This window comes from Ochrobactrum quorumnocens, from assembly GCF_002278035.1.
GTDB classification, from domain to species: domain Bacteria; phylum Pseudomonadota; class Alphaproteobacteria; order Rhizobiales; family Rhizobiaceae; genus Brucella; species Brucella quorumnocens.
Genome location: NZ_CP022603.1, coordinates 889570 through 907412 on the forward strand (window position 1 = coordinate 889570; position 17843 = coordinate 907412).

Below are 17843 nucleotides of genomic sequence, written 5' to 3' on the forward strand. Positions count from 1 at the left end.
GACTGAAGAACACGCCTGAAACTGCTAGTCGTTGGGTGGATACAAGGAGATATCATGCGCTCGACGATCATGGCAGCTATCATGCTGGCGGTTACGGGAACGGCGACAGCCGCTGAAAAACCAATCGACACTTATTCCGCCCGTTTAAGCGAGCGCGATCATTATAGTTCATCCGGTCAGCGTCTCACCAAAGTGGCAGGCATTGTCAGACAGGACCGCGCCAATGTTCATCAGTTTGGCAAAGTCGATGCGGAAGACGAAAAAGACAAATTCTTCAGCAGCAAAGACAACCGCGCCAAGCTCGAGAACATGCTCGTCAATCTCCGCATTTCACCAATCGATCAGGCAACGATCATCAACGCTACGCCGTTGATTTTCGTCGAGGTCTATCCGACCTATGTCATCATTACACTGAAGTAATCCTGTTGAGGCGCGGGTATCATCAACCCGCGCTCAACATTATTTTCGTGACGGTCGCCGCATCAATGCTCTCTTGCGAATAGAGCAGTGGAACAGGCTTTCCTTCGTGCCAGTTCCTGAGAAGATCGGAATAATGCGGCGACGCTGGTGATCCGGATTGGCCCGGATTATTGACAAACAGACTGTTGTCCCAAGCCCCAACATCGATAATCATTCGCACTGACGGCCCCACGACCACCGAAAAATCACTCAACCTATAATTAGCATAGTTGAGTGTGGAGCTACTGCCCCCCAACGCGATAGGGCCCAGCGACCAGTTATTGTCCGTCAGTGACTGAAGAGGGTGGCAAAGTTGGAGCGTGTGAATGCGTCCCCACGCCCATGTCGCCATATCCTCACCCATCAATGAAATACATTCCGCCCAAGCATCCGCAAGGCTTTGGCGAATGGCGTTAATATGTTCGCCAGTCGAGGCCGCAGTTTCCAGCCATGAGGCAATGCTAGGCGCATCAAACGGCATGAGCAGTGGAATGACCTCCGGAGTAGCCCCCATTGTTCGAGCAGCAAGCGCACCGAGATGTTTGCTCAACCATATTTCGAAAAGTACGGCGGCTGCAGAATTTGAAGAGAGATTACCATCCCAGTTCTGAAGAAGCCTCCAAGGCGCGGCTTCAACATCGGAAGTCAGCAACGCGCTGAGACATTTCAACACGCGGGCGGCGATTGGTGAAAATGTTGAGCATTGCAGTCGTGCACAATCTTCGAGAGAAATGAGTTCCTGGCGAGACAATTCCCTATGAAGCGTGTCATGACGACTGCTATCCAGCCACTCATAACCGATAGCCGGATTTGAGGCGGTCCAATCATCCGGCACATTCATGGCGTTGGCCGTCGCTACAAAACCACGCGATGGATTGATTTCATGCGGCCCTGTTTCTGGCGACAGGTAGCCATGCCATTCGTAACGCCCGTCACCGGGCACAGGCAAAAGGCCGTCCCAATTGTTCCGAACAGGTGTGGCACCCGATGGCTTCCATGCAATGGTGTTCGTTGTATCAGCATAGATGTGGTTGACGGAAGGACACCCCCAGCCTTTCAGCGCACTTGCATAATCGGCATAAGTCGCAGCCCTCATCACGGACAGGCTTGCCATATATGGCGCCATACCTGCATCCATCCAGACAGTCCTTAAACCAAATGCCCGATTATTCTCCTTATCCTCGTAGAGAACTGGCCCGTGGCGCGTAAACTTCAGTTCAACCTTCTGATCAGAATGTCGTTTGACCGGAATTGTCTCTGTGATCGTTTTGAAGTTCTCCCAACCATCATGATAAGCATATTGATCAGGATCGCTTACATCAGTCTGGTAGACATAAATGTCTTCCTGATCTGCGCCAAAAATGGTGAGCCCGAAAGCAGCAGTGCCGTTATGCCCCATGGATATTCCGGGCACCATGGGTTCACCTGCGCCGATCAAATCCAGACCTGGCATTGTTAGGTGAACGATATACCGGATAGAGGGCAAAACATGCGTACGATGTGGATCAAGGGCCAGTATAGGTCGACCTGTTGTGGTCTTTTCTGCCGATATGGCCCAATTGTTTGAGCCTTCTTCAAAAGAAGCCCGCACGATCTCACCTGATGATGAGATTATCGTCCATTGATCTGCCTCGTCCAGGGTTGCGACAAGCCGTTCCTTTGAAAAAGTGGCTGGACTTACAGCTAGCTGAAAGTCGCGCAACACCCTGTCGGTCATGACGCTGGGATCAAAACCGTCAACCGGTTCAGGCACCACCCCGTATGATAATTCCTTACGAAGCATATCAAGCTCCGCTCCCAGTTCCACACCAGCGATTGCCATGACTTTGGAACGCAGAAGTTCGGACGATGCATTGCGTGTCAGCGAGTGCGTACGCACACGCACCACATCTTCCGGCTTCCAGCGATCAGGCTCGTGTCCAAGGAGCGTAAATTCAGGAGGAAGCGGTATCTCGCCTAAATTGCAAGCATCCACATAGGCGTTGATACCTTTGGCAAAAGCGGTGCAGATTTCCTCTGAATCCGGGCCATATGCCTTCCATTCCGACGCCATGTCGCCGCGGTAAAGAAGCAACCGTGCGGCCTTATCCTGCTCCAGATAACCGGGGCCAAAATCACGTGCCAACAAACCAAGCCCACGCTTGCGCGCGATATCGATCTGCCAAAGACGGTCACGCGCAGCGTTCCAGCCTTGCGCAAAAAAGAGATCGTGGAGGTTCTCTGCCCTGATATGAGCAATGCCCCATAGATCTACACTGATTGTGACATCGTTTTGCAGACCCGCAACGTGGGCTGCGGTTAATCTTGTTGAATCGGACATAGCCGCACCTCAGGTATTTCCTGAAAATAAGTAAAACAAACAGGCAGAGCGGCTCCGATGATTGGGTTTTATCCGAAACCGCTCTCTTACAATTTATTCGAGTCCCAGAAATAAGCCCGCGTGAAGACGGGCACGTTCCACCAGACTATCCTCGAAAATATGCTCGCCCAAAGTATGAAGGCCCTCACCGCGTACACCGATGGAATCAAGCGTTGGCACACCAAGCGCACCGGTAAAATTACCATCAGAACCGCCACCCGAACTCTGAGCGGTCATGGTGAAACCGATTTCCTTGGCAACATCGTTTGCAAAGTTGAAGAGCTTCATATCCTGTGGCTGTCCCGGCTCCCAGACTGGTCGCGTCACACCGCGCTTAACGATCAACTCGACATCGTCTTTGGTACCAGCAAGAGACATGATGCGAGCAACACCGTCTTCCAGATCTTTCTGGGTCTTGGCCATGCTGAGCGCTTCGGCATTACAGCTCGATGAAACACAATTGACCCATTGTCCCGCTTGAATAACCCCAACCGAGAAGGTGCAGTCATCAGTCGTGAGCGCTTCGATTTCGATTATTTTTTCCGCCATGCGCCGGATTGCCGAACGACCTTCCTTCAACAGCCAACCCGCATGACTCGGCTTGCCTATAGTCTCAAGATTGTAGCGCGCTATCGCATAGCGTCCGACAACCGCACCGCCATCACGCCGCGCAGGTTCGGGCACCAATACATATTTGTTCTTGAGGGCTTCCTGCTCGATCAGATCACGCGTTGAAGGCGTCCCGACCTCTTCATCAGGTGTCAGCAGGAAGGTGACAGGCAGCTTGGTTGCAAGTCCGCTTCTTGCTATCTGTCGCATGGCTTCGAGTGCTACAAAATTTCCACCCTTCATATCCTGAATACCGGGGCCATAAATCTTGCCGCTCTCACGGCGATAAGGATTAATGTCGATCACGCCAAGCGGATGAACCGTATCGAGATGTCCGGAAACCATAATTCCGGGCTTACCGTGGTTTGCATGCGGAAACCGTGCGCGCAGCGAGCCGCCAAAGCCCATACGCCCCGGAATAAACTCAATGCTGGCACCCGCAGCCGCAAAATCATAGGCAGCCGTTTCAACCATACGATTGACGGCAGCCGCATCAAATGTCGGGCTTTCCGTTTCAATCCACGGCCGCAGACGTGCAATCATGCCATCAATATCAAAGGGTAATTCATACGCACTCATGCAGCTAAGTCCTTATTCACTGGCAGGCGAGTTTCAACAATCCGGGCATAGATCGATGAGCCAATCGGCAGCGTTTCCGGTTCAAGCATAAAGGCAGGATTGTGCAGGGCTGCTTTCCCGCCGTGCAGTACATTGATGTAAGCACCCGGCACCCGGGCCAGCATGTCCGCAAAATCCTCACTGCCCATAAAGGCCGGGCAGTCATCGCTTACATTTTCCTCACCCAGTACATCGCGCGCAGCAGCGATGTAGGCGTCAGACAGCTCATTATCATTGCGCAAAACATCAAAAACATTGCGGATATCGACATCAACCTTGATGCCATAACCTGAGGCAACACCCGCACAAATCTCACGAAGACGGGTTTCTGCCAGTTCGCAAACACGCTGCTCGAAATAGCGGATCGTGCCGGTGATCGTAGCCACTTCCGGCACGATATTGTAGGCACTACCGGTATGGAATTGCGTACAGGAAACCACACAAGCATCCGTTGCCGGAATATTACGCGAAACAATGGTCTGCAATTGCCCGACCAGATCCGCACCAATCACCAGAACGTCACGGGCATTGTGGGGCTGTGCTGCGTGGCTGCCTTTGCCAGTAAGTTTGATATCGAAGAAGCTGGCACCTGCCATGGCGGCACCCTTGCGGATAACCGCTTTGCCAAGAGTGCCCAGCGGTTGATTGTGCATCCCGTAGATTTCATCGCAAGGAAAGCGCTCGAACAGGCCCTCCGCAATCATGCCGCGCGCGCCGCCCAGACCTTCCTCAGCTGGTTGGAAGACGAAAACCGCAGTCCCTTCGAAGTTGCGTGTCGCTGCAAGATACTGCGCAGCACCCAGCAACATAGTCGTATGGCCATCATGACCGCAGGCATGCATTCGGCCTGGATTTTGCGATGTATAAGGAACACCGGAAATCTCATCAATCGGTAGCGCATCCATATCGGCTCGCAAACCAACACGGCGGTTACCAGCATTTTGCCCTCTCAATATGCCGACAACACCAGTCTTGGCGATGCCGGTATGGACTTCATCGAAGCCCCATTTTTCCAGTAAAGTAGCTACGACACCGGAAGCATGTTGCTCCTCGAAACCGATTTCCGGATGACGATGAAGGTCTTCGAAAACCGCGCGCATCTCGCCGGCTTTCTCCTCAATATACGGTATGATGGGCATGATTTCATTCCTGTTTGAAACATTGAAGATAACCGGGGCCACAGCGTGCGGCCCTTCGATCAGGCGGCAGGACGTCCAGCCGCAAAGTCCCAGAAGCGACCAGGCGCCGCTTCAATCAATGATCGCGTATATTCATGCGATGGATTACCAAGCACGTCGGCGGCGTCACCTTGCTCAACAACCTGCCCGCGTTTCATCACCAGCACTTCATCACAAATCTGCGCTGCAACACGTAAGTCGTGCGTAATGAAAATGATCGCGATGCCGGTATCACGCTGCAGCTCGGCCAGAAGCTCAAGAACCTGCGCCTGCACCGAAACATCAAGCGCAGACACAGCCTCGTCGGCCACCAGAATATCCGGTCGAAGCGCAACAGCGCGTGCAATGGCGATACGTTGGCGCTGCCCCCCGGAAAACTGATGTGGGTATCGCTTCAGTGAATCCTCTGGCAGGGAAACGATCTTCAACAAACGCTTTGCTTCGGCCACCGCCTCCTCATAAAGCACACCGTAATTAAGCGGCCCTTCGGTGAGACTTTGTTCAATCGTCCAGCGTGGGTTCAGAGAACGGAACGGGTCCTGAAACACGACCTGAAGCTTCTTGCGGAACGGCTTCATCTCGCGTTTTCCAAGATGTGCAATGTCTCGCCCATCGACGACGATCTCGCCTTCAGTCGGTTCGATCAACCGCATTATAGAACGCGCAACCGTCGTCTTGCCTGAACCGGACTCGCCAACAATACCGAGTGTACGTCCCGGCTGGAGCTCGAAATTCACTTCGCGCGAGGCATTAACACCTGGCTTTGTGCTAAAAATCCCACCACTGCGATAAGTCATGCCAAGATCGCGAACGCGGATCACTGCTTCCCGCCCCTGTGGCTCGCGCGACAGACGCGGAATGAGGCTTGGAACAGAACCCAGCAAATCTTTGGTATATTGCTGCTGTGGCGATGACAAAACTTCCCGAATTGTTCCACGTTCTACAATTTCGCCATTGCGCATGACGCAGACCCGGTCGGCGATTTCCGCCACCACGCCCATATCGTGCGTGATGAACAACACAGCCGTGCCATGTTTCTCCTGCAACTCCGCAATCAGCGACAGAATCTGCTTCTGCGTCGTCACGTCGAGCGCGGTGGTTGGTTCGTCAGCAATCAGCACCACAGGTTCAAGAATGAGCGCCATGGCGATCATAATACGTTGACGTTGACCGCCCGAAAGTTGATGCGGATAGCTTTGATAAATACGCTCCACATCGGGCAGATGAACCTGCTCCATAATGTTGATGACTTTGGTGCGTTTGGCTTCCGCTGACAGGTTGGTGTGCACGTCCAGAACTTCTGTGATCTGTTCACCCACCCGCATAACCGGGTTCAGCGCAGTCATCGGCTCCTGAAAGATCATAGAGATACGCGTAGCACGCATCTTTTTCATATCTGCGGGCGAGAGCTGGAGAAGATCTTTGCCATCCAGCCTGATAGCACCCGCTTTTACCAACAGTGCATCTTTTGGTAAAAGTCCCATGGCAGTGAGCGATGTAACGGATTTTCCCGACCCAGACTCACCCACCAGACAGACTGTTTCGCCCTTACGAATATCAAAGCTCACGCTGCGAAGCACCGGCGTGCCGCCGGGAAGTGCAACGACGAGATTTTCAACTTCCAGCACGACAGGTTCTGCCGTGAAATCATGATTACGCAGTTCCATATCAGCCCTCCCGCTTTTTTAGACGTGGGTCGAGTGTGTCGCGTGCAGCGTCGCCCAGCAGATTGATGGAAAGAACACAAAGTGTCAGCAACAGGCCCGGCCAAAGCACAATCGATGGCTTGATGCGGAAGAACTGACGACCTTCGGCCATGATGTTCCCCCAGGTCGGAATTTCCGTGCTGATACCAGCACCGAGGAACGACAGGATCGCTTCTGTGAGGATCGCAGAAGCGACAATATAAGTACCCTGCACGATGAGTGGTGCCATCGTATTGGGCAGAAGATGCCTGAACAAAATCTTCGGCGTGCTTGAACCGAGCGCCAGTGCCGCTTCCACATAAGGCTCCTCACGCGCAGTCAGGATGACAGAGCGCACAAGGCGCACCACGCGCGGGATTTCCGGGATGGTGATGGCGACGATGACTGAGCCTATCGAAGGTCCATTCAACGCGACCAGCGCAATAGCGATCAGGATTGATGGCATCGCCATCAAGGCATCCATCATGCGCATAATGATTGCATCAGCCGTGCGGAAGAAGCCCGCAATCAACCCGATAAACACGCCAACGCCAATTGAAGCGCCAGCAGCAAACAATCCGATCAGCAGCGAGATGCGTCCACCAAGGATCATGCGCGAGAAGAGATCCCTCCCGTAATTATCGGTTCCGAGCAGGTATTCATCGGAAGGCGGCTTCAGCCGCATTAACGGATTCATTGCCAACGGATCGTGGGGAGCGATCCAGGGGGAAATAAGAGTTAGAAGAAGGATTGCGGCGAGAAGAAAGGCAGCAATCAATGGACCGATACCAACACGTGTAACGCGCGGCAGCGAGAACAGGCGCAGCATCCAATGCATGCCTGCCGATGTCGGTTCTGAGCGCATCAATAGCGTATCCTTGGGTCGAACAATGTATAGGAAAGGTCGATCAGAAGGTTGACGAAGACATAAAGCGCACTCGTCAGCAGGATCATGGCCTGAATAACAGGATAATCACGTGCCAGTACAGCGTCGACAGTCAGGCGACCTATACCCGGAATGTTGAAGATGCTCTCAGTCACAACGACGCCAGAAATCAGTAATGCGAAGCCGGTGCCAACAATGGTCACGACCGGCACAGCAGCATTTTTCAGCGCATGCACAAACAGAAGACGGCGATCACTGACACCTTTCGCACGAGCTGTGCGAATGTAGTCTTCGCCCAGCACATCCAGCATTGCCGCACGGGTCATACGGGCAATGAGTGCAATGTAAATCGAAGCCAGTGTCAGAGCGGGCAATATTGCACGCTCCATAAAGCCGCCAAAGCCAGATGAGATCGACTTGAAGCCCTGAACCGGAAGCCAGCCCAGATTGACCGAGAAAATGAGCAACAGAACATAGCCAACCAGAAAGACTGGAACGGAAAACCCGAGAACCGAAAAGCTCATGACGAGATAATCGATCCATGAACGATGACGCCACGCGGCGATCACACCCATCGGAATTGCAGCCAGAACTGCAATTATGATCGTGAGAATAGCGATCGAAATCGTCGGGCCGATACGTTGTGAAACCATATCGAGCACTGGAACGCCCGAAATCAGCGAAACACCGAGATCACCCTGTAAAATCTTGCCCATCCAGGTGAAATACTGAGTGAGGATCGGCTCATTAAGACCCATTGCCTCGCGAATGCGTTCGAGCTGTTCGGTGGTAGCGGCATCCCCCGCCAGAATTGCTGCCGGATCACCCGGCGTCAGTCTGAGGAGGAGGAATACAAATACCGATACCAGCAACAACACCGGCACGAGCGCAAAGATACGTTTGATCAGATAGACAGCCATGGGCGCGTCCCGCTTGAGGCGGAACCAGTGTATACCCGGCTCCGCGTTGAACTGGGCGCTACCGCGTTAAACGCGATAGCGGCGGGCGGATTATTCCTCGTTCTTTTTCACATTCCAGAAGACCGGAACGGGAGAGCCGAGCATATCAACAACATTGGAGCGGCGTGCCTGTGGTGGGTTATACTCGCCAAGTGGAATATAAAGTACGTTCTCCAACGTATGAGCCTGTATCTTTTCGACAACGGCCTTCTGCTCTTCAGGCGTCTTGGCGGCGATATATTCCTTTTTCAGCTCTTCAATCTTGTCATCCTTCGGCCAGCCGAACCAACCCTGATCGCCACGGCCATTCAGCATCACGGAGTTAAGCGGTGTGGCAATTTCTGGAATCTGCCAGTTGGTGAAGAAGATGTTCCAACCGCCTTTTGATGGCTCATCTTTTGATGCGCGGCGACCGACGAGCGTCTGCCAGTCCATCGGCTGCATGTCGACGGTGAAGCCAACAGCGCGGAGTTGCTGTGCTGCGACAACGGGTTGAGGCGACAGACTAGTAACATCAGTCGGCTGCATCAACACAACCGGCTTGCCATCATAACCGGCCTTCTTGAGCAGTTCCTTCGCCTCTTCAGCATTGCCCTTTGCGGTGATGCTGTCTGCGCCGACATTGGTGGCATTGGGTGTACCGCAGCCAAAAATCGCCCCACAAACCTTGTAGTAATTCGGGTCAGCCATCAGCGCCGCAAGCACTGGTTCTTGCGACATGGCTAGGAAGGCCGCACGGCGAATGTCGGGATTGTCGAAAGGTGGATGCTTGAAGTTGAGACGTCCCATCGTCTGATAACCGAGCGGATCACGCTGTTCAAGAACAACGGAATCGTCGCCATCAAACAGTGGCACGAGATCAACCGGGATCTGTTCTACATAGTCGATTTCACCACTCGTCAGCGCATTCACGGCAGTTTGGGCGTCTGTCATTGTAACCCAGCGCACCTTGTCAACATTGACGACCTTGCCGCCTGCCATCCAGCTGGCTGGCTCGTTGCGCGGGACATAATTTTCATTCTTGAGATAGCTGACGCCAACACCGGGCTGGAACTCTGCCGGTACGAACTTGAACGGACCTGAGCCGATATGTTCGGTAATCGCAGTGTCAGCGGGCGTTGCCGCAATCCGCGCTGGCATAATGAATGGAGGTAAAGCCGCCTGCTTGGAAAGCGTATCGAGGAAGGGAGCGAACGGCTCTTTTAGTGTCCAGACGAGGGTCTGGTCGTCAGCGGCCTTGAGGGAATCTGTAATGTCCATGATAAGCTGGCCACCGGCATCGCGCTTGGCCCAGCGTTCAAGTGAAGCCACCGCATCTGCAGCCGTTACCGGCGCACCATCATGGAATTTCAGGCCATCGCGTAGCGTGAATGTGTAAGTCTTACCGTCGTCCGAAACAGTCCAATCCGCCATCTGCGGCTGTGGCTTGAAGTTTTCATCAACAGCAATCAGCACATCATAGATCATATATCCATGATCCCGAGTGATATGCGCGGTGGTGATGATAGGATCGAGAATACGCAAATCGGAATGCATGACTGCAGTGAACGTTGTTTCCGCCCATGCATTACCAGCGCCAAGCGCAATCAGGGAAACAGCTATCCCATATTTCAGTTTGCGGAGGATGGGGCCAGGCTGTGGTGATTTGAAAAACTGCATCTACTTGGTTCCTCTGAAGGTAGTTATTATTGTTTTATTTGAATTCTTCTCCCAACGGCTCAAGCCGGATACCTGAGCGCAAGTGTTTCCATGACAATTGTGCCGGGCTGAGCGGCATTGCACCCGGCGCTGTGCAAACAAGGAGCTTTTCAGCAATAGGTGCGAAGTCGGCGCGGAAATGCACAGAGCTCTTATTGACCAGAATGGCTTGCTGTTCCGGTTCAATGCCAACCATACGATAGAGCGCGCGATCCGCCATCTGCGCGAGATTGGTTGTTACAACGACACGTGTCCCGTCAAGCCGCAGGCAGGCAGATGGCCCCATATTTAACCAGGTTCCACCGTAATAAGGCCCGGTCGCATGTGCCTTGCCGTCGGAGAGCTTTTCTACAGTAAACTTGGCCACGAATGGCTCATCGCCATCAATTCCCGACTTGCCGCCAAGTGAGATTTCAACCTCCGCGCCCTCACCTGCCTGATGCGCGATGTTTGCCGCTTCGGGATCGTGGATACAACCAATGGCGGCTCGTTTTGCATCGCAGGCTATAAGCGCGCGAAGCATCCCTGTCGTATCAGAGCTACCGCCAGCACCGGGATTGTCCTGGGTATCAGCAATGATGATAGGACGAGATGCATCTCGCGCCAGCTCGATTGCTCTCTCAACTCCCTCTTCCGGCTGATAAGAGGTACCTGCGAAAGACGACTCAGCTGCGGAAAGTGCGGCCATAATGTCATCTGCACAGTTCTCAACCGCCTGCTTATCCCATCCGTAAGCAAAGACAGAAGGACCGCATTCCGCGAAATCGGCGGCGGGAAAGCCCATGAAAAGAGACGCTGTCAGAACTTTTTCCGGTACATCGACCGTCATGCCGTATAAGCCTTTCGCTGGCTGCTCGTCCGTGCATTGCCATGCGATAGGAATGAGGTAATCACCCTGCCGCATCGCCTTGTGCCAACCATCGGACTTGTCCATCAATGCCTGTAACGCTTTAGCTGACCGATAGCCGGTCTCGGCCATATCGACATGCGGATAAGTGCGGAATCCGACCATGACGTCGGCATGTTCGAACATACGCCGGGTGATGTTGCCGTGCAGGTCAAGCGCTACCGACAGTGGTTCATTTGCACGAACCGCACGCACGCGCTCAAGAAGTTCGCCCTCGCCGTCGTCCACATGTTCGGCAACCATCGCGCCATGTAAGTCGATGAAAATGCCATCGAGCGAGCCGCAATCCTTCAATCCCGTAATAATCTCGGAAACGATTGTTTCGTAAGCATCTTTGGTGACCGGTGCAGATGGGATAGCGCCAGCCCACAGGATCGGCACGACTTCCCAGCCCGCTTCCTGTGCGAATTTGAGTGCGCCAGCAATGCCGAGATTGACGTTTTGAGCATTCCCGATAATCGCGTCACCGCGCGAAAGCGGGATATATCCACCACCCTGAACGAACGCTTCCATGGTTGCCGGAGCGGCAGCGAAAGTGTTCGTTTCATGCAAAAAGCCAGCTACTGCCACGCGTTTTGACACGAGCGTACTCCCATTTTCCTGATTTGCCCCCTCGGGCTGCGGTGTGTATCTGTCAGCGATACATCTATATTGATTTTTCATGATAAGGATCAATTTTGATCCTTGTCAATCCTTGAATCTGGATTAAAGCTTTTCCCATGAACACATTTCGAGACCTGCGCGGCATATCCACTTTCGATCCGGATGAAGCAGAAGCTTTCAAGGATGACCCGTTGTTTCTGCGCTCTGTCGCACGAACAGTTGCAGTCATGTCTGCATTTCAAAGCGCACGACATCCTTTGTCGCTCAGTCAGGTTGCAACCGCAGCAGGCATTGATCGCAGTGCTGCCCAGCGCATTGTTCACTCGCTTCTGAAGTTGAATATGCTGGCTCGCGACCCAGACGATCGTGGTTATCTGCCCGGCTTGCGCATTCTCGACATGACCCATGATTTGTTGCGGCTCAACCCCATGTTGCAGCGCGCAAATCCAGTTATGCTGGAACTGCGACGCCGGGTCAGCGAGCGTGTTGATCTGTCTCTTTTTGACGACGTTCGCGTTATCTACGCCCTGCGTATGCCTTCAAAACACGAAGTCTTCAGTGCAACCATAGTCGGAAATGCCGTTCCCACCTATTGCACGGCGGGTGGTGTGGCCATTCTCTCGCGGCTGCCAGACACGACAATTGCCGACATCGTCAATCGGTCGGATATGACACCTTTCACGCAGCATACTGTCCGCGATCTTGAAGGCGTGATGGAACATGTTCGCGCCACGCGTGAACGCGGACATTCCCTGTTATGCAAGCAGCTTCTCAATCATGAAGTTGTCATTGGCGCGCCGATACTGGATTGGAAAGGTGCTCCTGTTGGCGCAATCCATGTGGCAGGCAGCCTGCAGGAATGGACAGCCGAAGGTTTCAGCGAGAGTTTTGGGCCGCTTATTCAAAATGCAGCCCAAACAATTTCAGAAAAATCCTCTCCTTTTGACAATAGAAGAGCGGAAGCGGAATAAAAAATACCGGGCTAATAGCCCGGTATTTGTGTCGATTAGTCTTCCTTGATCATGCTGTCTTTGCTGGTATCGCGCATCCGCAGATAGACGATCAGCGAAATGCCGATCATAACGGTTACGTACCAGTAGAAGCCACGCTCCCAGCCACCGTTCTTGAAACTCAACGCTACATATTCTGCTGTCCCGCCAAACAGGGTATTTGCGAGAGCGTAAGGCAATGCCACACCAAGGGCACGGATATGAGCCGGGAAGAGTTCCGCCTTCACAACCGCGTTGATCGAGGTATAACCCGTTACAATGATCAGAGCACCCATAACCAACATTCCTGCAACCCACGGATCACGCGTCTGCTCAAGTGTCGCAAAGATCGGATAGGTAAACAGTACGCCCGCCGCACCGAAGGCAATCATCAGTGGTTTGCGGCCAATCTTATCAGATAGAGCACCCGCAATAGGCTGAAGGCACATGAAGATGAACAGCGTGACCGCGTTGATCTGACTGGCCACTTCGCGGCTGAAGCCAGATGTGTTGACCAGAAACTTCTGCATGTAAATCGAGTATGCGTAGAAGGCGAGTGTACCACCAGCAGTCAGAAGCATGACCAGTGCGGTTTCCTTCGGATGATACTTGATCAGCGTCCAGAAGCCAGACTTCGGTGCGTCTTTGGTTTTCGCATTCTTGAAGCTCTCGGTTTCAGCAAGGCCACGACGCAGCCAGAAGACAACAACAGCAAGCAATGCGCCGATGAAGAACGGAATACGCCAGCCCCAGGATTCAAGGGCAGAAGTTTCCATTGTGCTCTGAAGCACGATCAGCAGCAGAATTGCCAGAAGCTGACCGGAGATCAGCGTCACATATTGGAAGGATGAGAAGAAGCCACGACGACTCTTGCCTGCCATTTCAGAAAGGTAGGTCGCGCTCGCACCATATTCGCCACCAACTGACAAGCCCTGCATCAAGCGTGCAAGAACCAGAAGCGCCGGGGCGACAAGACCGATACTTTCATAGCCAGGTGTAAGGGCAATAATAAGCGAGCCTGCGCACATTAGCGTCACGGACAACGCCAGACCCGCCTTGCGGCCCTTGCGATCAGCATAGATGCCCATGATCCACGCGCCGATCGGGCGCATGATGAAACCAACGGCAAAAACGGCAGCAGCGCTCAAAAGCTGCGCGGTCTGGCTCTCCGACGGAAAGAAATGCGGTGCGAAATAGAGCGTGAAAGCTGCGTACACATACCAGTCGAACCATTCGACGAGATTACCGGTCGATCCACCAATAATGGATTTCAGTCGGCTATTGGTGCTGAGCGCATCACTCCGTTCGGACGTTATTGAGACCATGCGGCCACTCCTTCAAATCTCACGATTTTTGAGGTTCACCCGGCATGAGCGCGCCAGTAGCTGCGCATATTTCCGGGTGTTTTTGATTGCCTTCGGGATCGTCGCTACAGCGCCCAAGAAGGGCTTAAAAACGCAAGAACCCGGGTTGGAAATGGGATTGCATAATTGGTTCTAGATCCGCGCCCCTTTGTCAGGCTGGCTTTCAGTTTCCTGCGCCTGCATCGCGACACCCAGGTCTCTTTCAAGAAATTGGGTGAGAACAAAGACAAATTCTTGTGGTTGCACGGATCAGTTCCTCCCTACGAAACTCCCATTTTCGAAGTAGTGCTAAAATGCGGGACATAGCTGCCCGCCGCCAGAGGAGCAGATTAAAAAGTTTAGCTTGTTGAATTAACTCGCAGAATCTAGGTTTTGGCCCATTTGAAATATGAGTTTTGTGCAAAATTGTGCGTGACATTCTTTGAATAAATGCATAATCCTGCACAAATGGAAGGGCCGCAGAAACTCCGCAGAATCCTGATGATTGCAATTGTCTTCGTAATGACTGTCGGCCTCTGGACGGCTGCGCGGTCATGGACGGAGACAAACGCGCTCGATCGTTTGAGCGACGACGCGACACTTGTTGCGCGTCAGCAAACCCGCCTTATCGATAGCGAGCTTGCCAAGTTCCGCCTGCTTCCGGTTGTTCTAAAAGAGTATAGCGATCTTCACGACGTCCTGGCCGGTGAAGCGCGAGCAGCGACAGCACGACTAAACGAGAAGCTGGAATTCCTCGCCTATGAAATTGGCTCGCCGATAATTTATGTCATCAAACGCGATGGCACCGTCATTGCTTCTTCCAATGCTAACACGCCCGAAAGTTTCGTTGGGCGCAATTACGACTATCGCCCCTATTTTCAAGACGCAATGGCCGCAGGAGCTGCTGAATATTACGCGATAGGCGATCTCAGCGGGCGCTTCGGTCTATTCCTAGCAAGGCGCATTGGCGATGATGCCAATCCCGTAGGTGCGGTGGTCGTCAAATTTGAATTTCACCGGCTTGTGCAAACTTGGTCGAACGATCCCGGCCAGACATTCGTCGTTGATCCCCGTGGTATCATATTGGCATCCACGGATAAGGCAGAAGACCTACGCTCGTTTCAACCCATCTCCGAAGCAGAGCGCACCAAGATAAGCCAAACCGGACAGTTCAGCGTCGCAGACTTACAACCAAGCCACTATGCTCTTGAGACTGAAAACATGATGCGCGGACCTTCAGGCGCAAAATTTCTCACTGTGAGCGAACCAATTGCCGGAACAGAATTGAGGCTTCTCCACGTTGAAGCCGTAGGCCCGTCAATTCGAGCAGCACATGATCTGGCACGACTTATCACTGTGGCAGCGTTACTGATCCTCATGGTGATTGCCGGTGCGATTTATTGGCGAATAACACGCGCGGCACGCTTGGCCGCAGACCGAGCAGCCCTTGAATCCGCAGTTACAGAACGCACAGCCGAACTGAGTGCCGAAATGGCCGAGCGCGAGCGCGCCGATAAACGCTTTCGGGAAGCACGCGAGGAACTGGGCCAAGCAAACAGGCTCGCCTCACTGGGGTCAATCACTGCGGGTCTCGTCCACGAGATCAACCAACCGGTCGCGACCATTCAAACACTTACAGAAAATGCACAGCACTATCTGGCGAAAGGTAAGCTGGACAAAGTCGCAACCAATCTTTCCACATCCATTGAACTCACTTCCCGTATCGGTTCCATCACACAGGAAATGCGGCGCTTCGCACGACGCGGGCACCGTGATTTGGCTCCGGTCCGTCTTGATGAGCTGATAGAAGGTACGCTTCTTTTGATGGGCGACCGCTTTCGCAATGCTGGCGTGACGCTTGAAATGCCCAATGGATCTAATTTTTGGGTTCTCGCAAATCGCGTGCGATTGGAACAAGTATTGGTCAACCTCCTGCAAAACGCGATTGATGCCGTTGCCGGACAGTCTGAACGGCGCATCGCCTTATTCATATCGGAAGAGGACCAATTGGTGTCCCTGATCGTTGCCGATAATGGACCCGGTATTGATCCGGCACTCGGTGATGAAGTGTTTAGCCCCTTCGTAACCGGAAAACAGGACGGCTTGGGCCTTGGGCTGGGTATTGCGCGTGACATCATGACAGAACTCGAAGGCACATTGCGTATCGTGCCTTCCCCACTGGGCGGCGCGGCCTTCGCTGCCACTGCAAAACGAGCACAACAAACATGACAGGTACTGAACCACTCCGCATCATGTTGATCGACGATGACGCAGCCTTCCGCACAGCGCTAGCGGATTCTTTCAAGATTGCTGGACTGGATATAGAAACCTATGGTGATGGCCAATCAGCACTAGCCAATCTGAATGCCGACTTTCCCGGCATTGTCGTCACAGATATCCGGATGCCACGCATTGATGGTCATGCGGTGATGGAAGCGTTGCTAACACGCGACCCTGAGTTACCGGTCATTCTGATGACCGGACACGGCGACATCAGCATGGCGGTGGCGGCACTCAAAAAAGGTGCGTTTGATTTCATCGCGAAACCCTTCGCTGCCGATCATATGATTTCAAGTGTTCGACGCGCATTGGAAATGCGCCGTCTGGTTTTGGAAAACCGCCGCCTTCGCAAGGCTGCTGCGGAAGCTGAGCAGGATTTCCCACTGTTGGGCGAAACGCCCGTCATGGTGCGATTACGCGAAACCATCCGCCAACTCGCAAGTGTCGACGTAGATGTACTGATAGAAGGCGAAACGGGCACCGGAAAAGAACTTGTTGCGCGGCTGCTTCATCGTTGGAGCGCCCGCCATGCTCGCGGCTTTGTCGCAATCGACTGTGCAGCACTACCCGACGCGATTGCCGATGAAGTGCTTTTCGGCAACAGGATTCAGCGTGGGCGTATAACAGATGCTGACCGCGGCACCCTGTTCTTAGATGAAATCGACAGCATGTCAGCAAGCTTGCAGGGCAAGCTCTTGCGCGTCGTTGAAGAGCGTGAATTGCCCTCCATGATGGGCGAACCTCGCGCCGTCAATCTGCGCATTATCGCTGCCGCCAAGGGCGATCTCGAAGGTGCCGTAAATGCCGGACGTTTTCGCTCCGATCTTTTCTACAGACTTGAAACCGTGCGGCTCCGCATCCCGCCTTTACGTGAGCGCCGTAAAGATATTGGGCTTTTATTCGCTTATTTTCTCGATGAGGCTGCAAATCAGTTTGGCCAACCGCGCCCGGATATCGATGCGACCATAGAGGCCCGGCTCAACGCCGATGAATGGCTGGGTAATGTGCGCGAGTTGCGAAATTTCGCCAAGCAAGTAGTACTGGGATTGAGTTACCACCCAGCCGGTAAACCCAGTTCTCTCCCGCTCACGGAACAGATAGATCAGTTTGAAGCCAAAGTCCTACAAGACACGCTTGCACGCCTGAATGGCGATGTCGGGGACGCTGCCGAACTGTTACAGCTACCGCGCCGCAGTCTCTATGCCCGACTACAACGGCTCGGCATCGATGCTTCTTCATTCCGGAAAAAAGAGACCACATAGACGTGCAT

At 53.3% G+C, this 17843-nt stretch carries 13 protein-coding genes; 4 read left to right on the forward strand and 9 right to left on the reverse strand.

Annotated elements, in window-relative coordinates:
* Nucleotides 1-54 precede the first annotated feature (54 nt).
* Nucleotides 55-420 (forward strand): hypothetical protein, encoded by a 366-nt coding sequence (locus CES85_RS04250; RefSeq protein ID WP_095444779.1) that lies wholly within the window; start codon nucleotides 55-57, stop codon nucleotides 418-420.
* A 22-nt stretch (nucleotides 421-442) separates the two neighbouring features.
* On the opposite strand, the gene CES85_RS04255 is transcribed toward CES85_RS04250, so the two are convergent.
* From CES85_RS04255 to CES85_RS04290, 8 genes are all read right to left on the reverse strand, one after another.
* A complete protein-coding gene (locus CES85_RS04255) occupies nucleotides 443-2779 on the reverse strand; it encodes a penicillin acylase family protein (protein WP_095444780.1) in 2337 nt (778 codons plus the stop codon).
* A 93-nt stretch (nucleotides 2780-2872) separates the two neighbouring features.
* Nucleotides 2873-4006 (reverse strand): M20/M25/M40 family metallo-hydrolase, encoded by a 1134-nt coding sequence (locus CES85_RS04260; RefSeq protein ID WP_095444781.1) that lies wholly within the window; start codon nucleotides 4004-4006, stop codon nucleotides 2873-2875.
* Entirely contained in the window at nucleotides 4003-5184 is a 1182-nt protein-coding gene (locus tag CES85_RS04265) for a M20 aminoacylase family protein (RefSeq protein ID WP_095444782.1), read from the reverse strand. Before CES85_RS04265 ends, CES85_RS04260 begins: the two co-directional genes overlap by 4 nt.
* Nucleotides 5185-5243: 59 nt before the next feature.
* Nucleotides 5244-6890: an ABC transporter ATP-binding protein gene (locus tag CES85_RS04270; RefSeq protein WP_095444783.1), complete on the reverse strand. Its 1647-nt coding sequence runs from the start codon at nucleotides 6888-6890 to the stop codon at nucleotides 5244-5246.
* Between the two features lies 1 nt (nucleotide 6891).
* On the reverse strand, nucleotides 6892-7737 hold the full coding sequence (locus tag CES85_RS04275; RefSeq protein WP_404903363.1) for an ABC transporter permease: 846 nt from the start codon (nucleotides 7735-7737) through the stop codon (nucleotides 6892-6894).
* 35 nt (nucleotides 7738-7772) lie between these two features.
* The gene (locus CES85_RS04280) at nucleotides 7773-8714 is read right to left on the reverse strand and encodes an ABC transporter permease (protein ID WP_095444785.1); all 942 of its coding nucleotides are present in this window, start codon (nucleotides 8712-8714) and stop codon (nucleotides 7773-7775) included.
* Nucleotides 8715-8804: 90 nt separating this feature from the next.
* Nucleotides 8805-10412, reverse strand: a complete 1608-nt coding sequence (locus CES85_RS04285; protein WP_095444786.1) for an ABC transporter substrate-binding protein — start codon at nucleotides 10410-10412, stop codon at nucleotides 8805-8807.
* Nucleotides 10413-10446: 34 nt separating this feature from the next.
* The gene (locus tag CES85_RS04290; protein WP_244923223.1) at nucleotides 10447-11940 is read right to left on the reverse strand and encodes a M81 family metallopeptidase; all 1494 of its coding nucleotides are present in this window, start codon (nucleotides 11938-11940) and stop codon (nucleotides 10447-10449) included.
* A 137-nt stretch (nucleotides 11941-12077) separates the two neighbouring features.
* Here CES85_RS04290 and CES85_RS04295 point away from each other — a divergent pair, with 137 nt between their 5' ends.
* Nucleotides 12078-12932, forward strand: a complete 855-nt coding sequence (locus CES85_RS04295) for an IclR family transcriptional regulator (RefSeq protein ID WP_095444788.1) — start codon at nucleotides 12078-12080, stop codon at nucleotides 12930-12932.
* 35 nt (nucleotides 12933-12967) lie between these two features.
* Here the strand turns inward: CES85_RS04295 and CES85_RS04300 are convergent, their stop codons facing one another.
* Entirely contained in the window at nucleotides 12968-14275 is a 1308-nt protein-coding gene (locus CES85_RS04300; RefSeq protein ID WP_095444789.1) for an MFS transporter, read from the reverse strand.
* A 519-nt stretch (nucleotides 14276-14794) separates the two neighbouring features.
* Here CES85_RS04300 and CES85_RS04305 point away from each other — a divergent pair.
* Together CES85_RS04305 and CES85_RS04310 are read left to right on the forward strand one after the other, a co-directional pair.
* Entirely contained in the window at nucleotides 14795-16522 is a 1728-nt protein-coding gene (locus CES85_RS04305; RefSeq protein WP_434063353.1) for a sensor histidine kinase, read from the forward strand.
* Complete coding sequence (locus CES85_RS04310) at nucleotides 16519-17835, forward strand: sigma-54-dependent transcriptional regulator (RefSeq protein WP_095444790.1); 1317 nt, start codon at nucleotides 16519-16521, stop codon at nucleotides 17833-17835. The genes CES85_RS04305 and CES85_RS04310 overlap by 4 nt, the downstream gene beginning before the upstream one ends.
* The last annotated feature ends 8 nt before the right edge of the window (nucleotides 17836-17843 follow it).

What these genes read in the sequence shown, in the direction of transcription:
- CES85_RS04250 (WP_095444779.1), top strand. Translation starts at nt 55, where the DNA reads ATGCGCTCGACGATCATGGCAGCTATCATGCTGGCGGTTACGGGAACG.
- CES85_RS04255 (WP_095444780.1), bottom strand. Translation starts at nt 2,779, where the DNA reads ATGTCCGATTCAACAAGATTAACCGCAGCCCACGTTGCGGGTCTGCAA.
- CES85_RS04260 (WP_095444781.1), bottom strand. Translation starts at nt 4,006, where the DNA reads ATGAGTGCGTATGAATTACCCTTTGATATTGATGGCATGATTGCACGT.
- CES85_RS04265 (WP_095444782.1), bottom strand. Translation starts at nt 5,184, where the DNA reads ATGCCCATCATACCGTATATTGAGGAGAAAGCCGGCGAGATGCGCGCG.
- CES85_RS04270 (WP_095444783.1), bottom strand. Translation starts at nt 6,890, where the DNA reads ATGGAACTGCGTAATCATGATTTCACGGCAGAACCTGTCGTGCTGGAA.
- CES85_RS04275 (WP_404903363.1), bottom strand. Translation starts at nt 7,737, where the DNA reads ATGCTGCGCCTGTTCTCGCTGCCGCGCGTTACACGTGTTGGTATCGGT.
- CES85_RS04280 (WP_095444785.1), bottom strand. Translation starts at nt 8,714, where the DNA reads ATGGCTGTCTATCTGATCAAACGTATCTTTGCGCTCGTGCCGGTGTTG.
- CES85_RS04285 (WP_095444786.1), bottom strand. Translation starts at nt 10,412, where the DNA reads ATGCAGTTTTTCAAATCACCACAGCCTGGCCCCATCCTCCGCAAACTG.
- CES85_RS04295 (WP_095444788.1), top strand. Translation starts at nt 12,078, where the DNA reads ATGAACACATTTCGAGACCTGCGCGGCATATCCACTTTCGATCCGGAT.
- CES85_RS04300 (WP_095444789.1), bottom strand. Translation starts at nt 14,275, where the DNA reads ATGGTCTCAATAACGTCCGAACGGAGTGATGCGCTCAGCACCAATAGC.
- CES85_RS04305 (WP_434063353.1), top strand. Translation starts at nt 14,795, where the DNA reads ATGATTGCAATTGTCTTCGTAATGACTGTCGGCCTCTGGACGGCTGCG.
- CES85_RS04310 (WP_095444790.1), top strand. Translation starts at nt 16,519, where the DNA reads ATGACAGGTACTGAACCACTCCGCATCATGTTGATCGACGATGACGCA.